The 14,566-nt window shown below is 31.2% G+C and carries 15 protein-coding genes and 1 pseudogene; 14 read left to right on the plus strand and 2 right to left on the minus strand.

Features of this window, described 5'->3' with window-relative positions; genetic code table 11:
• Positions 1-190 precede the first annotated feature (190 nt).
• The 6 genes and pseudogenes from Q0857_RS16955 to Q0857_RS15555 all read left to right on the plus strand — a co-directional run bounded on the left by Q0857_RS16955 (position 191) and on the right by Q0857_RS15555 (position 5,010).
• On the plus strand, positions 191-592 hold the full coding sequence (locus Q0857_RS16955; protein WP_367278099.1) for an Arm DNA-binding domain-containing protein: 402 nt from the start codon (positions 191-193) through the stop codon (positions 590-592).
• Between the two features lie 15 nt (positions 593-607).
• A pseudogene (locus Q0857_RS16960) lies at positions 608-823 on the plus strand (phage integrase SAM-like domain-containing protein); the annotation flags it as partial.
• Entirely contained in the window at positions 809-1,447 is a 639-nt protein-coding gene (locus tag Q0857_RS16965) for a site-specific integrase (protein WP_367278100.1), read from the plus strand. The pseudogene Q0857_RS16960 and the gene Q0857_RS16965, both read left to right, overlap by 15 nt.
• Positions 1,448-2,413: 966 nt before the next feature.
• Positions 2,414-3,211: a phosphocholine cytidylyltransferase family protein gene (locus Q0857_RS15545; RefSeq protein WP_298537342.1), complete on the plus strand. Its 798-nt coding sequence runs from the start codon at positions 2,414-2,416 to the stop codon at positions 3,209-3,211.
• Positions 3,212-3,254: 43 nt separating this feature from the next.
• The gene (locus Q0857_RS15550; protein WP_298537345.1) at positions 3,255-4,364 is read left to right on the plus strand and encodes a histidinol-phosphate transaminase; all 1,110 of its coding nucleotides are present in this window, start codon (positions 3,255-3,257) and stop codon (positions 4,362-4,364) included.
• Between the two features lies 1 nt (position 4,365).
• The gene (locus Q0857_RS15555) at positions 4,366-5,010 is read left to right on the plus strand and encodes a CDP-alcohol phosphatidyltransferase family protein (RefSeq protein ID WP_298537348.1); all 645 of its coding nucleotides are present in this window, start codon (positions 4,366-4,368) and stop codon (positions 5,008-5,010) included.
• A 148-nt stretch (positions 5,011-5,158) separates the two neighbouring features.
• On the opposite strand, the gene Q0857_RS15560 is transcribed toward Q0857_RS15555, so the two are convergent.
• Positions 5,159-5,317: a hypothetical protein gene (locus tag Q0857_RS15560; protein WP_298537351.1), complete on the minus strand. Its 159-nt coding sequence runs from the start codon at positions 5,315-5,317 to the stop codon at positions 5,159-5,161.
• Positions 5,318-5,921: 604 nt separating this feature from the next.
• Between Q0857_RS15560 and Q0857_RS15565 the strand changes: the two genes are divergently transcribed.
• The 8 genes from Q0857_RS15565 to Q0857_RS15600 all read left to right on the plus strand — a co-directional run bounded on the left by Q0857_RS15565 (position 5,922) and on the right by Q0857_RS15600 (position 12,632).
• Entirely contained in the window at positions 5,922-6,785 is an 864-nt protein-coding gene (locus Q0857_RS15565; RefSeq protein WP_298537354.1) for an RNA polymerase sigma factor RpoD/SigA, read from the plus strand.
• A gap of 151 nt (positions 6,786-6,936) precedes the next feature.
• Entirely contained in the window at positions 6,937-7,497 is a 561-nt protein-coding gene (locus tag Q0857_RS15570) for an AraC family transcriptional regulator (RefSeq protein ID WP_298537357.1), read from the plus strand.
• 100 nt (positions 7,498-7,597) lie between these two features.
• On the plus strand, positions 7,598-7,843 hold the full coding sequence (locus Q0857_RS15575) for a hypothetical protein (protein ID WP_298537360.1): 246 nt from the start codon (positions 7,598-7,600) through the stop codon (positions 7,841-7,843).
• A gap of 448 nt (positions 7,844-8,291) precedes the next feature.
• Positions 8,292-8,642, plus strand: a complete 351-nt coding sequence (locus Q0857_RS15580) for a cupin (RefSeq protein ID WP_298537362.1) — start codon at positions 8,292-8,294, stop codon at positions 8,640-8,642.
• A gap of 16 nt (positions 8,643-8,658) precedes the next feature.
• Entirely contained in the window at positions 8,659-8,835 is a 177-nt protein-coding gene (locus Q0857_RS15585; protein ID WP_165586777.1) for a hypothetical protein, read from the plus strand.
• A gap of 936 nt (positions 8,836-9,771) precedes the next feature.
• Entirely contained in the window at positions 9,772-10,929 is a 1,158-nt protein-coding gene (locus Q0857_RS15590; RefSeq protein WP_298537368.1) for a mandelate racemase/muconate lactonizing enzyme family protein, read from the plus strand.
• Between the two features lie 17 nt (positions 10,930-10,946).
• Positions 10,947-11,582: a bifunctional 4-hydroxy-2-oxoglutarate aldolase/2-dehydro-3-deoxy-phosphogluconate aldolase gene (locus Q0857_RS15595; protein WP_298537371.1), complete on the plus strand. Its 636-nt coding sequence runs from the start codon at positions 10,947-10,949 to the stop codon at positions 11,580-11,582.
• A gap of 33 nt (positions 11,583-11,615) precedes the next feature.
• Complete coding sequence (locus tag Q0857_RS15600) at positions 11,616-12,632, plus strand: SMP-30/gluconolactonase/LRE family protein (protein WP_298537374.1); 1,017 nt, start codon at positions 11,616-11,618, stop codon at positions 12,630-12,632.
• Positions 12,633-12,786: 154 nt separating this feature from the next.
• Here the strand turns inward: Q0857_RS15600 and Q0857_RS15605 are convergent, their stop codons facing one another.
• Positions 12,787-14,508 (minus strand): FG-GAP-like repeat-containing protein, encoded by a 1,722-nt coding sequence (locus Q0857_RS15605; protein ID WP_298537377.1) that lies wholly within the window; start codon positions 14,506-14,508, stop codon positions 12,787-12,789.
• Positions 14,509-14,566: the final 58 nt, after the last annotated feature.

The following is a 14,566-nucleotide window of genomic DNA, read 5'->3' on the forward strand; positions in this document are numbered from 1 at the left end:
CTTATGATTATCAGTGTTTTTTGTTTTTACACATTTTATTTGATATCAAATGAAAGCATCTAATCTCATTAAAAAGGTGTGCAAATCGGTGTGCAATTGTTCACTAAAAATGTAGTAACTTTAAAAGAGCTTTAAGACATAATTTGACTTTCGTCTTTACAAATTATTGTTTAACAAAAAGTCATTTAAAATGAAAACAAAAAGCACCTTCACAATTATTTTCTTTACAAGAAAATCAAGAAGCAATTCCAAACGGCTTTCCATCTATGCCCGTATTACCGTAAACGGTAAACGCTCAGAAATGAGTTTAAAGCGAAGTATTGACCAAAATCAATGGGAAAGTACTAAAAATAGAGTACGAGGTAATTTAGAAACTGCTAGAATTCTAAATGCTTATTTAGATGGGGTTTATAACAAACTGCTTCAATGTCATAAAGAACTGATAGAAGAAGATAAGGTGTTGTCCTCTGACTCCATCAAATCTCGATATTTGGGAGAAGATGACCATAGCAAAACCTTGAAAGAGCTAATTGATTACCACAATGGCAATATGATTCACGTACTTAAAGCAGGAACGATGAAGAATTATTAAACCACAGAACGCTACTTACAGAAGTTCTTAAAAAAGAAGAAAAGACTAAAAGACATCTATTTAAGACAATTAAATTTTAGATTTATCACGGACTTTGAGAACTACCTCAGAACCTATAAAAACTCTAAAAAGGAATTGGTGTTATCGAATAATGGTGTGATGAAACATTTGGAGCGTTTCAAAAAAATGATAAACCTTGCTATAAAACTAGAATGGATGCATAAAAACCCATTTAGTCAATTTCAATTAAAATATGATAAATATGATAGAGCGTATTTAAACGAAAGAGAATTGGAATTAATAGAAAATACAGAATTTAAAAGTGATCGCTTGCAAAAAATAAAAGATTGCTTTGTGTTTTCGTGCTATACAGGGCTATCCTATATAGATGTTAAAGAGCTCACAGGAAATAATATTGTAAAGGGTATAGATAATAACAATTGGATATATACGAAACGAGAAAAAACGGATGAACAGGTCAAAGTACCCATACTTCCAAAAGCATGGGCAATATTAGAAAAGTATAGAGCCATTCAAGAGAAAGACTTTACAACGAATAATGTTTTACCAATAAATTCGAACCAAAAAAGCAATGCTTATTTAAAGGAAATTACAAAAGCCTGTGGTATCCGCAAAAATATTTCTTTTCATGTAGCCAGACATACGTTTGCAACAACAGTAATGCTATCTAATGGAGTATCTATAGAAACGGTGTCTAAATTGTTGGGGCATGCTAAACTATCGACAACACAAATTTACGCTAGGGTAGTAGAAACCAAAATTAGTGAGGATATTCAAAACCTACTCAAGCGTTTTGAAAGTAAAAAGCAAAAACAACTCAAAGCTGTTCAATAATAACAATAATGTTTAAATGGAGTAAATTTCAAGATGTGTGCCTGTGGACACAATCTCGTTTACTCCCCTTGGTCGCAAAGAAAAAAGAGATGTTTAAGGGTAAAAGAAAACAGCCGTTTTAAAATTTATGGATTTAGGGGCTGGGTGTCGAAGATATCATTAAGCAAGGAGAATCCATAAGTTTAAAAATGAACCAAGCTCGCCCAAAGCGAGCGCGGTAGTCTTCCATATTTTTGTGAAGTAATTTCCCGTTTTCAAAAAAAGGGCAAATGGTATCAAATTTTAAGATTTTAGTAATTTTTACTTGAAAAAATCATTGATTTTACTGGGCTGTCAAGCTTTTTCAAGTAAAAATTACTAAAAAATGAAACGCACATATTTTCAATATATTGATATTCATATGGTTAAAATTGTAACATCGCTTTAGCGTATTACCCTCTTGCTTCTCCCCTTAGGTTTACAAATGTACATTATATAGAATCATCCTAATAAGATTATTACTCATTTTAATGGATAGTTGTATTTAATTCGGGATAAGCCTCCGTAATTGTAAGTAACAACCAACCGATAAAGAAGAGTTAGGTACTAATAAAGTTTTATGGACTTATGCCAGTAAAATCCTTTATAGGTTTTCTCTGAATCGTATCAAATGGAAATGCAGTAGCAGTTAATTATACATCTCTTTGTTAAATTTTTTTTTGCAAAAAAGTTTTTTTTGAATAAAAACACAAGTATTAGTTAGTCTTAGCAATTTGCTTACCTTTACCCGAGGATTACTAATCTTTTAGTATCAATCATTCACTATCAATTTTGTTGATGACGTTTTTGAAGCAAAATCATCACATTAGCGAACTTCATACTTATAGTTGAATTATTAGGAAACTAGTCCAACATCAGAGTGCTAATAATTAGCGCGCTAGATGCTTTAACGCATGTTTAGTTTTTGGTGTCATTAATGCATTTTTTATGAATAATGATTCAGTTAATGATTGTGGTCAAAATCGAATAACCACAGCATTACTTCTTGCGGCTGGTACTGGAAGCCGCCTTTTTCCGTTAACGGAAAATTCCCCAAAGTGCCTTACGTTAGTAAGTGACAAATCGATTCTTAATAGACTTTTAAAGAATTTAAAAAGCCAAGGATTTAAGCGACTAGTAATTGTAACAGGCCACTTAAAAGAATGTATTGTGGATAATCTTGGCGAAAGATCAGGAGACATTTCTATTGAATATATTCACAGCCCTTTATATAAGACTACCAATAATATTTATTCGCTTTGGATGGCTCGTCATATTATAAATGAACCATTTGTACTTTTTGAAAGTGATTTAGTGTTGAACACTACGTTACTAGATAATATGGTTTATCCAGATAGAATAGCTGTTGCACTTATGAAGCCTTGGCTTAACGGTACCACGGTTTCTATAGATAAAGCAAATAAGGTAATCAAGTTTCAAGAAGGAACTACTGAGGCCTATTCTGATATCCGATATAAAACAGTAAATATTTACAGTTTTTCACTTTTATCATGGAGATCCATTATTAAAAGACTGAATCTATATATTTCAGAAGGAAATGTAAATTGTTATTATGAGAGCGTTTTTGCAGAAATGACTCACAATAAGAGTTTGGTTTTAGAGTCGGTTTCATTTGATCATCAACCATGGTATGAAATAGATACTCTTAAAGACTTGGCCAAAGCCGAATTGTTGTTCCCTAAGGAATTGATAGAAGTAGAGGTGCTGGAAAACACTTTGGCATAATTGTTTTAAGCGATGGAGCAGAAATAATTTAATTAAGAATGAAATGATGATGACAAATAAATATACAACACAAGAAGAAAAATATGAATACATATCAAAACAGCATGGAGGTTACTATAGACATCATTTTACAGACCATGCTTATTTGTATAACTTGTACTTTCCACCCAAGCCCTTATTTAGTCATTTAAAAGCTAACATCAACAATTTGGTTTTAAATTACCCAATGGCACAAAATGCATTGGCAGAACTTGTTGGTAAAATTATTAATCAACCTCCAGAAAGAATTGTAGTAGGTAACGGAGGTGCAGAGATCATAAAAATACTATCTGGGAGTTTAGCTAAAAAACTAATTATACCAGTACCTTCTTTTAATGAATATGCTAATGCAGCACCAGAAGGACGTGTTGTAGAGTTTCCACTTGATTTCCCTTCATTTCAATTAGATGTAGATAAATTTGCAGATGAAGCCATAAAAGTTGGTGCAGATATGGCAGTTGTGGTGACGCCAAATAATCCTACATCATTGTTGGTTCCCAAAGCAGATTTAATTCGATTATCTGAAAAACTTAAGCCGAGTAAATGTATGCTTATTATCGATGAATCTTTTCTTGATTTTGCTGATGACAATGAGCAAATTAGTTTGGAGAAAGAGATTACTAAATATCCAAATATGGCGATACTTAAAAGCATGAGTAAAGCCTACGGAATTTGTGGTCTTAGAATTGGTTATTTATTAACGAATAATGCAAATTTGGCGGCGTCTGTTCGCAATGGTGTCCATATTTGGAATATTAATGGTTTTGCTGAAGAGTTTCTTAGAATATTACCCAAATACAGGCAAGAATTTAAAAATAGTTGTGAAGTAGTTAAGGCAGATAGAGATGTTTTTTATAAAAAACTATGTACTATAGAAGGAATGAAGGTATTTAAACCAGATGCAAACTATATTTATTGTCGCTTACCCGTTGAAGCTTTAAGTGGGCCAGAAGTCACAAAACGCCTTTTTATTAAATATAATATTTATATAAAACATAATGCAGGAAAAACCCAGCCAGATGCAGATAGGTATATTAGAATTGCAAGTCGTACTAATGAAGAGAATGCGATACTTATTGATGCGTTGAAAGATGTAATGTACTTAATAAAGTAAAATGAATAAAAATAAACCAGCAGACATGTTAAGTTTTGCTAAAGACCTACCTAATATTTGTTCTTTAGTAGGCTTGTTTTGCACAGTGCTATCCATTTATTTTGCGATTGTAGGGCAGTTCTCAGCATCAGTTATAGCTATATTGTGGTCTGTGTTATTTGATTGGTATGATGGTATTATAGCACGTAAAATGAAAGGTAGAACTAAAGAGCAAGGTGAATTTGGAATACAGTTTGATTCTATTATAGATATTGTGAGTTTTGGTGTTTACCCAGCTATATTACTTTTAAGCTATGGAAATTATGAAATTTGGTTTATACCAGGTGGATTTGTAATTATTGCAGCCTGTGCAATACGTTTGAGTTATTTTAATATTTATGGGCTTATTGACAGTAAAACTTATAGAGGTCTTTCAGTTGATAATAATGTTCTAATTTTGGCATTTGTTTTTTTATTTGAAGAGTTCATAGACCATACTGTTTTTTCAATATTGATGTATGCAGTATTGCTAATTTTAGCCACTTTTAATCTGTCATCAATTCCAATACCTAAATTTTCAGGAAAATGGGTCTATGTTTTAATTATATATGTATTGGTTTTAACATTAATTTTTGGAAAGGGTATTTATAACCAAATATTAACCTAAAAGAAACGGCTAATTAATATTAAGTTTTTAACATGAAACTTAATGTTAATTATGAAATGCAGATTGTGAAAAGACGCCTATGGGGTTAAAAAAAAGTAATAAATGGAGTTGAAAAGAATAAACCTTAAAGACATAATTGTATAAATTACTATTTATGGGACGATACTTGGTACTTTTTAATATTCTGGCTATGCATATCTAAATAGTGATATTTTTCAGTTTCATTTTTAATAATATAGGTAACAACATTTCTAATTTTGTTATTAATTTTTGGTACTTTTTTTAGAAAAATAGTTAATGTTTTCATTTTTATTGTTGTTTAAGTTTAGCAAAAGTTACTAGTTCTAATTACAATTATCTAAAGGTGATCTTTTTAATTGGAATAAGCATCATTATTAACAATCAATTTAAACCAGCAAAAGTTCTATTATTTTTTAGAATGACATCTCATTTTTAAAAGTGTCGTTTTATTATTATACCACTAATATTCATTCTCAATAAGACAATAACAAATAATGGGCTATATGGTAAGTTTAATATAAGTTTATGTTAACGCGGTTTCGAAAACTAGATTCTTATTATACAAATATTTAACTTGCGATGACTAATATAAGTTGGCCCTTAGAATTTTAAACTACTTTATAATTGATTGCCTCCCCCAATCTGTTATGAATCAATTTAGAACCTTCTTATTCTTTTTTTAATAAAGAAGGATAACTACATATTATCCCAATTATAAGACGTTTCTTTACAAAAGTGTCCAAAATTATTATTTAATAAGGATTTTTCTATTGCACCTTATTTTGACTATGCTTTTTGTTTGGCTAACCGATACTTTTTGTAACCAAGAACTCCTTAGAAAGAATGAAACCTCATTATTATTTGGATGATTCAATAAAACTTTAGTTTGAATGAGACCACTCCAAATAATTAAGCAAGTTACAATTAGAGATGACTTATCGTTAAATAAATATTTGAGTGATATTAACAAAATAAATTTAATATCATTAGAACGGGAGGTTGAATTGGCTATACTAATAAAAGAAGGCAATCAGCTTGCTTTGAATGAACTAACAAATGCCAATCTTAGATTTGTTGTATCTGTAGCTAAACAACATCAAAACAAAGGCTTATCACTTCCTGATTTAATTAATGAAGGAAATTTAGGGTTATTAAAAGCGGCAAAACGTTTTGATGAAACTCGTGGATTCAAATTTATTTCTTATGCCGTATGGTGGATTAGACAAAGCATAGTACAATCTTTATCTGAAAATTCAAGAACAGTAAGACTGCCTCTCAATAAGATAGGCGCAATAAATAAAATAAAAAAGGCAATAACTTTTTTTGAACAAAAGAATAACCGCGAGCCTAGTATTTATGAAATCTCTGAGATTATAGACGTACCTGTTTTAGAGGTTGAACTTTGTATTAAGAGTTCTGGATATAATGTTTCTATGGATGCACCATTGTCTAAAGATACAGAGCTTAATATGCATAACGTTATTGTTACCGATATGTATCCACAGCCAGATGGTGTTTTATTATTAGACTCACTCCGTACAGATTTAGAAGCTGTATTGAATTCTCTTTCAGAAAGAGAGGCAGAAATAATTAAACTTCATTATGGTATAGGCTTAGAATCTTCAATGCCTTTGTTGGAAATAGCGCAATTATTTGGAATAACACGAGAACGTGTAAGACAAATAAAAGAGTCTGCGATTTTAAGAATAAAAAACTCAAACAAGTCTCACCTTTTAATAAAGTATTTGGGGTAAGAAACGATTATTAATTGTAAAAAAAAATAATTATAAACTAATATTAACGGTGTTACCCAACGTTTTTTCTTTCAGCCAACTTTCTATACATAATGACTTATATAGTTTATCTTTAACTAAATAAGAAACGCATTTTAATTCCTAAAAATTAATGAAGCTTTATATTAAATATATGGTAAGCTTAAGATGCAAGCTTTTCGTTAAAAATGAGCTAGAAAAACTGGGTTTACACTATATAAGTGTAGAGCTTGGAATGATTGAAATAAAAGAAGATGTTTCCAAATCTCAAAAACAAGAATTCAAATCAAATTTAGCGATATCAGGGTTAGAATTAATAGATGATAATAGAAGTATTCTTATAGATAAAATAAAAAACGTGATTATAGAAATGATTCATTATTCTGATAAAGTTCCAAAAGTTAATTATTCAGATTACATAGCACAAAAATTGAATTATGACTATACGTATCTATCAAATTTGTTTTCAGAAGTAAAAGGAATTACTATTCAGCATTTTATTATTAAACACAAAATAGAAAGGGTAAAAGAATTGATTCTTTACAACGAACTTAATCTCACTGAAATCGCCTATAAATTAAATTACAGTAGTGTTGCTCATTTGTCTAACCAATTCAAAAAAGCTACTGGACATGCACCTTCTTTTTATAAAAAAATCGGACAAAAAAGAAAGCTGAATTTAGAGAACCTGTAACATGTGTAAACATATATGTCTGTTCTGTAACACAATTTGAGGTATTAGTCCTCATCTTTGTGATAGTAGTACAATTAAGCACTACTTTAATTACATAATTATGGATACCCAGAACAAAGAAGGCGAGAAAAAGACAAGTGAGCTATTTAAATTTAGAGGTGATTGGGACAAACAATCAAAAGCATTGAAAGTAAGATATCCAAAATTGACTTCTGAAGATGTGAAATTTGAAAGTGGTAAAGAATTAGATTTAATTAAAAGATTAGAGAACAAGTTAGATAAAGACAGAAATGAAGTTGTAGGTATCTTGAAATCAAATTATAAAAGCATTGCAAATGCAATCTAAAATATTGAGTTAAGTCTATGTATTAAGAACAGTTTTTTACTAAACTGTTCTTTTTTATTAGCTTTATTTTAAATCAGTGATTTATGTAACTATAGCCACGAGATGTATAACTTAGTATACTATCTCATCTTTATCTTTGTATAGCTATTAATTAGTTAGGGAAGTCCAGATAATAATCTTATCTGGAATTAGAAAAGCAGATTTAAAAGTCTGCTTTCTTGTTTTGGTTAGACATATGACATGACACATAAAGCTTTGTTTGTCAATTAAATAAAATGAAAAATAACTTGTTGTTAATCAATGTTTAAAAAATTATAATCATGTCAAAAGAGAAAAGCGGTAAAGCAAAAAACAGTAAAACAGCACCAACAAGGACAACTAAAGAAAAGAAACAAGCTAAAGCAGAAAAGAGACGAATCAAAAAGGACGAGTAAATACAATTTGTATTATGAAGAATTATGAATTTGAAAACCTTAAGGCATTCAACATTGGCGATAAGCTGAAATATGTTTGTAATACTATAATTATTAAACACATTTTAAATGAAAAAACTGGCAACATAATGGCTTTAGCGTTGGACTATGGTAAAGTGTATAAGCCCAAGCTAACACCTTTTTCAACTTTTGTGAATGTCATTGAAGGAAAAGCAGAAATTGTAATAGATAACATATCTACATATTTACAAAAGAATGAATCTATGGTTATTCCTGGTCATGTTTTATATACAATAGAAGCAAATGAAAGATTTAAGATGCTTTCAATTATTTTAAAAAGTGGCTATGATGATTTAGAGCCATAGGACAAAATCAATAATTATGAGTAATTTATTTAAATCAGGTGATATAGTGTGTGCAAAAGTTAATCCTACAAAATCTCTAAAAGTTAGAATTTTTGCTAGAAAAGTTTATTATTGTGATGTATATAATCATCCAGAAGAAAAAGAAGAAGTTTATTTTGAAAGAGAAATTGAATTTTATAAAAATGAAAACTAGATATAGTTGAATTAGGAAAGTTCTTTTTTTAGGGAAGGCTACAAAACGGGATAGTCTACAAAATTAGGCTATAGGTTTGAGTTGTTTACACATATTTTTCCATTTAAAATAAACTTATTTTTTTTGCTACGAGTTTGGATATCTTCCCATAAATGAAAATGGTATTGAAAAAATATTAATAGCTCATAAACAAAAATATATGGATAATTTGGGCTTTCATCCATGGAGTATTAAAATCATAAAGGATAGCTCAAAATAGTCAATCGTTAAATCCATGGAATGATACATATTTAATATTATTTGTATCTTTATGCTAACAAAGACAAACAAATTATGTTTTTAAATAGTTCTTTTTGACTTTAGTGTGCAAATAGGTGTGCATAATTAAAGAAAACAGTTTAATCGACTGTTTAACAGTGTAATATAAAAAGGTGGTTAAGTCTGCCACCCCGACAAAATTTAAACCTGATAATCAAAATATGATTGTCAGGTTTTTTTGTTTCTATGGTTTATCGAGTGGATTTAAATAGTAAATAATAGAATTTTAGATTCATTTAATTAAAGGATAACAACAAGAAATATATTCTAAGTAAAAAGTTAAGCAGTTAATTGTATATTTCAACTTATTGATATTTAAGTTAATTCTTATATTAATTTGTTGGTTCAATAATGCTGTTTTTATGGTAAACCTTGGTCAATGTTGTGTTTATTTTGAGCTATTCAAAAAACAATAGATTAGTTATTATAAATTTGAATTGATTCGTGTTTGTGATTATATTTAATAATTAAAGAAGTATAAAATTCAAAAAAATACGAAAAAGGGTATAATACACAAGCAATGATGTTTATTTAAACTACAGCCTTTTTTAGGCGTTTTCTCTAATTACATTTTGGTTGAAAAAGAGGAGCGTATTGTTACAGAAAAATAAAATACAAATGAAAATTACAGCAGTTAAACCCTACCCAATTAATATAGGTGCGGGAAGTCAATTAGTCGTTAAAATTGAAACAGATTCAGGTGTATATGGTTGGGGGGCTTCTGGTCTATCTGGTCGTGAATTTGCCGTAGTAGGTGTGTTAAAACATTATGCATCTTTAATAATTGGTCGAAACCCTATGGAAATAGGTGCTATTTGGCAAGATTTGTATCGAGGCCAGTATTTTGAAGGAGGTCGCGTTTTTACGGCAGCAATTTCTGCAATAGATATTGCATTACATGATATAAAAGGGAAGGCTTTGGATGTCCCGGTATATGAACTTCTGGGAGGAAAGCAACGCGATTTTGTGGAATGTTTTGCATCAGTTCGTTTTTCAACTTTAGATGAATTGATTAGTCAATCTAAAAAATTAGTAAGTGAAGGTTGGGATATGCTTAGATTGGCACCTGCAGAGTTTGAGGATCAAGAGGATATTTCTCGTTTTCAACCAAGAGAGTCTATTGCGGTTATTGCGGAATGGATGATTGCATTGAGACAGGAAATAGGAAATAAAATTACAATAGGTATTGACTACCATTCAAGGCTTAGTGCGGCTGAGACGTATTCATTTATGAAACGTATGCCTGAGGGGACTTTAGATTTCATTGAAGAACCCATACGCGATGAAAATCCAGAAGCTTATGAAAGCTTGCGCAAAATGATAGACATACCATTTGCTATTGGCGAAGAGTTTGCTAGTAAATGGCAGTTCTTACCTTTCTTAGAACGAAATATTACGCAATATGCTAGAGTTGATGTATGTAATGTTGGAGGACTTACAGAGGCTATGAAGGTAGCTTCTCTCGCAGAGGCGCATTATATAGATTTAATGCCTCATAACCCATTGGGACCTATCTGCACTGCTGCTACAATTCATCTCGCAGCTGCTACACCTAATTTTAGTTGGTTGGAGGAAGTGAATACAGGAGCACATGTGCTTACAAATGACCCTAAATATTATCCTGTACAACCTAAGTTAGAAGGAGCTCGCTATCCATTGCCAACAACACCTGGCCTGGGTGTTGAGGTTAATGAGGAATTAGCGAAAAAAACAGCTTTTGTCCCTGTTGAAATTCCGAGATTAAAAAGGAATGACGGATCTTTTACAAATTGGTAAATATTATTTTTTAGAAAATGAATAGGGAAGAATTGGTTAAAGTTATTGGTGAAGAAAAACTTGTTTTTGTAACACGTTTAAAAGATGCCTCTAAAGCACAAACCGTAATACAAAGCCTAGTTTCTGGAGGAGCAAAAGTCATGGAGATAACATCTAATACTCCAAATTATGCTCATGAAATATCGAAAGCTCGTAAATCATATCCAGATGTTTTAATTGGAGCTGGTACAGTTGTAAATAAAGCCATAGCTGCAGAGGCAATTAATGCTGGAGCTCAGTTTTTAGTAACACCAAACTGCAATGTTGAACTAATTGATTTAGCTCATAAAAATGAGATACCGATTTTAATGGGGGCTTTAACGCCTACAGAAATTTGTGAGGCCTGGGAAGCAGGAGCAGATTTTGTTAAGTTATTTCCTGCAGATATAATGGGTATTACGTATTTTACTTCTATAAAGGCGCCATTAGATCATATTAAACTCATGGCAGTAGGTGGAATTAAGTTAAATGAGGTGAAAGATTGGATGACAAGTGGTGCTGATGGGATAGGTATAGCCAGTGTTGTCTCTGAGCCTATTTCTATCAAAGCGGATTATCAAATGATTGAAGATAATGCCTCTCAATTTGTTACAGAAATAGCAAAATATAAATAAAGATATCTTATTTAAAAAGAATAGTTGTTTCTTATGTATACATTTAAAAAAAATATTGTTGGAGCACGTGTTGGACTCCTATTATCGCTAAGTCTTCTTTTGTTTCTTAACTGTGAAAAAAAGGAAAAGTATCCTGTTTATGGTTTTGTTGAACAATTTAGCCCACAGTTAGAGGGCGTTATTTCTAAAAATGTTAAAATTGAGTTAGTTGCTCAAGGTTTCAATTGGTCAGAAGGACCTGTTTGGATGCCCAAAGAAAATAAATTAGTTTTTTCAGATGTACCTGAGAATAAGATTTATCAATGGAGTGAAAAGGAAGGGTTAAATCTCTATATGCATCCTTCTGGGTATACTGGTAAAGAAAATTTGCCTAAGGGTTCTAATGGATTAGCTTTAGATTTAGAAGGGAACTTAGTTATATGTCAAGAAGGGGATAGAGTAATAAGTAAACTCGTATCTTTAAAAGACTCTCTAAGTCCTAATTTTCTTCCTTTTATTACAAATTATAAAGGCATGAAATTTAATTCACCTAATGATTTGGTTTATGACAGTAAAGGGAATTTGTATTTTACAGATCCTTCTTTTGGATTAGGTGAAACTCCAAGTCAAATAGGGTTTAACGGAGTGTATTTTCATGATAAATCTGGAAACATAAAGCTTTTAGATAGTACGGTAAACAAACCAAATGGAATTGCTATTTCTAAGGATGAAAAAATTCTATATGTAACAGATTCCAATGCCGAGAGACCATCCATTTGGGCTTATGATCTTGTGGGAGCTGGTAAAGTTAAAAATAAAAGAAGGTTTTTTGAAGCCACAGAGGCTTTACATAGAAGTATTGATAAGCAAAAGGCTGATGGCATGAAACTAGATAGTAAAGGAAACATTTTTTTAGCTGGACCAGGCGGTGTTTTGATTATTAATTCGAAGAGTGTGCACCTTGGAACCATAAGATTGGATAAGCCAACCGGAAATTGTGAATTTTCAGATGATGAAGAGTATCTTTTTATAACCTGTGATGATTATTTATTGCGAGTTCATTTAAAATAGAAATAATGTTTTGTTGAGAAGAACGTAGTTGGTTCTTGGTTTTTAAAAACTAACGCTAGTGGTATAATTTTATAACAATTGATTTAAAATTTATATGTTCCCTAATTGGACGAACCTGCGTGATAGCTAAATATTTCAGATGTTATAAAAGACTTTAATGATTAATCACAAGTTTTCCTGTCCAGGTCTTATTTTTAACATGTATTCTATAAAGGTATAAACCCGAAGAAAGTATTGATTCGTTTATTTGCCAGCGCTCAACCCATTCTCCTTGTGGAATACTTTCTTTATAAATATGGCAAATACGTGTGCCTGAAATACTAAAAACATCAATTTCTAAAAAAGAATCCGCACTAATATTATTTATTTTGAAATCAGTGTATTCAGATGATGGGTTAGGTGTTACAAAAAGGCTTGATTTTTCCGTTTCCGGTTGAATTTCTTCTACTTTTTCTTCTTCATTTTCAGTAGGCATTTCATAAATTCTACCCTCAGTCATACCTTGACTTTCAACAACTGTTATTTTTTGGTTTTTGTCAATATTATAAACTTTTTCTTCTTTTCCATTTGGCCATGTTATCATTAGACTATCTATTTTTTCAACTATACCGAGACCAAAATGTAATGGTTTAATACTTTGCCCCATTATAGTAGCTCCATGGTTTAAGCGATGGAAAGATTCATTGTTTGTATAAGCTGTTAATTTAGCTCCAAAGGCATTATAATTAACAGATAAGCCTTTTAGGTTTACTTGTAACCATGAGTTTGGGTTACCAGATTCATTCCTATAAAGATAAGGGAAGCTATTTACATTGCTTACTAGAATATCTTGGTAGCCATCATTATCAAAATCAAATACCTCTGCACCCATGCCATTAGCAGTCCCATTGGCACCAGATTCATTAGTCCACTCTTGATAGCCTATTTTGTTTTCCTTTTTTAAATTTTTGAAAAATACATTTTTATAAATTAAGTCGTTATCACCATTTACAACATAGATGTCTTGATCACCGTCATTATCTGCATCAATAAACCTTGTACCCCATCCATAATGTCCATTTCCAACCCCTTCGTTATCCGTTTTATTAATGAAAGGTCCTTCTGGAGTCCCCATAAAAAGAGGGTTGCTTTTTGTTTCAGCAATGTTAGTAACATAAATATCAAAATAACCGTCATTATTGTAATCTCCGATGTCAGAACCCATTCCACATCCGGTGTTAGTTAAATTATATTCGTTAGTTGCTTCGGCAAAAGACTTACCTTCTTGATTAATATAAAATCTACTTAGTCCAAAATCATTAACAACATACATGTCTATCCATCCATCATGATTAGCGTCAATAGGAAGACAAGACCATGTTCTACCAGAGTCGTTTAAATTAAGAGCGCCTTCAACTTCAGTAAACGTTTCATCACCATTATTTATGAGTAACCTATTGTCGCTGTCAAGGTACAATAGGTATAAATCTAAATCACCATCGTTGTCAAAATCCCACCATAAACCACCAGTACTACTACATTTTTCTGTACAGGGTATTATTTTAGATTTCGAAGTGACATCTATAAAAGTGCTTTTTCCTGTGTTCTTGTAAAGTTGTGTTCCGTTTTGATGTGAAAGTAACAAATCGGGATAGCCATCATTATTATAATCTCCCCAATTAGCGCCTAGTTTTAAGTCCGTTTTATCTGCATTGGAGTGCTGATTACTAAACCCTGATTTTTCAGTCACATCTTCAAACCAACCTCCTCTATTTTCTAATAACCTGCTCCATGTGCTTGGCGTTTCTTTATCAAAAGAATTATAGGCAACGATAAAAATATCTAAGTCTCCATCTAAATCATAATCAGCAACAGCATTTCCAAAGTTTGAAGACATGTTTTTTGAAAAAATAGAAACATCCTTCTCCGTAAACTTTTGCGCATTTACTGAGAAA

The organism is uncultured Algibacter sp. (genome assembly GCF_947495925.1).
Taxonomy (GTDB): Bacteria; Bacteroidota; Bacteroidia; order Flavobacteriales; family Flavobacteriaceae; genus Algibacter_E.

Coding starts and splice junctions, on each gene's coding strand:
- Q0857_RS16955 (WP_367278099.1), top strand. CDS start 191: ATGAAAACAAAAAGCACCTTCACAATTATTTTCTTTACAAGAAAATCA.
- Q0857_RS16965 (WP_367278100.1), top strand. CDS start 809: ATGCATAAAAACCCATTTAGTCAATTTCAATTAAAATATGATAAATAT.
- Q0857_RS15545 (WP_298537342.1), top strand. CDS start 2,414: ATGAATAATGATTCAGTTAATGATTGTGGTCAAAATCGAATAACCACA.
- Q0857_RS15550 (WP_298537345.1), top strand. CDS start 3,255: ATGATGATGACAAATAAATATACAACACAAGAAGAAAAATATGAATAC.
- Q0857_RS15555 (WP_298537348.1), top strand. CDS start 4,366: ATGAATAAAAATAAACCAGCAGACATGTTAAGTTTTGCTAAAGACCTA.
- Q0857_RS15560 (WP_298537351.1), bottom strand. CDS start 5,317: ATGAAAACATTAACTATTTTTCTAAAAAAAGTACCAAAAATTAATAAC.
- Q0857_RS15565 (WP_298537354.1), top strand. CDS start 5,922: ATGAGACCACTCCAAATAATTAAGCAAGTTACAATTAGAGATGACTTA.
- Q0857_RS15570 (WP_298537357.1), top strand. CDS start 6,937: ATGAAGCTTTATATTAAATATATGGTAAGCTTAAGATGCAAGCTTTTC.
- Q0857_RS15575 (WP_298537360.1), top strand. CDS start 7,598: ATGGATACCCAGAACAAAGAAGGCGAGAAAAAGACAAGTGAGCTATTT.
- Q0857_RS15580 (WP_298537362.1), top strand. CDS start 8,292: ATGAAGAATTATGAATTTGAAAACCTTAAGGCATTCAACATTGGCGAT.
- Q0857_RS15585 (WP_165586777.1), top strand. CDS start 8,659: ATGAGTAATTTATTTAAATCAGGTGATATAGTGTGTGCAAAAGTTAAT.
- Q0857_RS15590 (WP_298537368.1), top strand. CDS start 9,772: ATGAAAATTACAGCAGTTAAACCCTACCCAATTAATATAGGTGCGGGA.
- Q0857_RS15595 (WP_298537371.1), top strand. CDS start 10,947: ATGAATAGGGAAGAATTGGTTAAAGTTATTGGTGAAGAAAAACTTGTT.
- Q0857_RS15600 (WP_298537374.1), top strand. CDS start 11,616: ATGTATACATTTAAAAAAAATATTGTTGGAGCACGTGTTGGACTCCTA.
- Q0857_RS15605 (WP_298537377.1), bottom strand. CDS start 14,508: ATGTCTTCAAACTTTGGAAATGCTGTTGCTGATTATGATTTAGATGGA.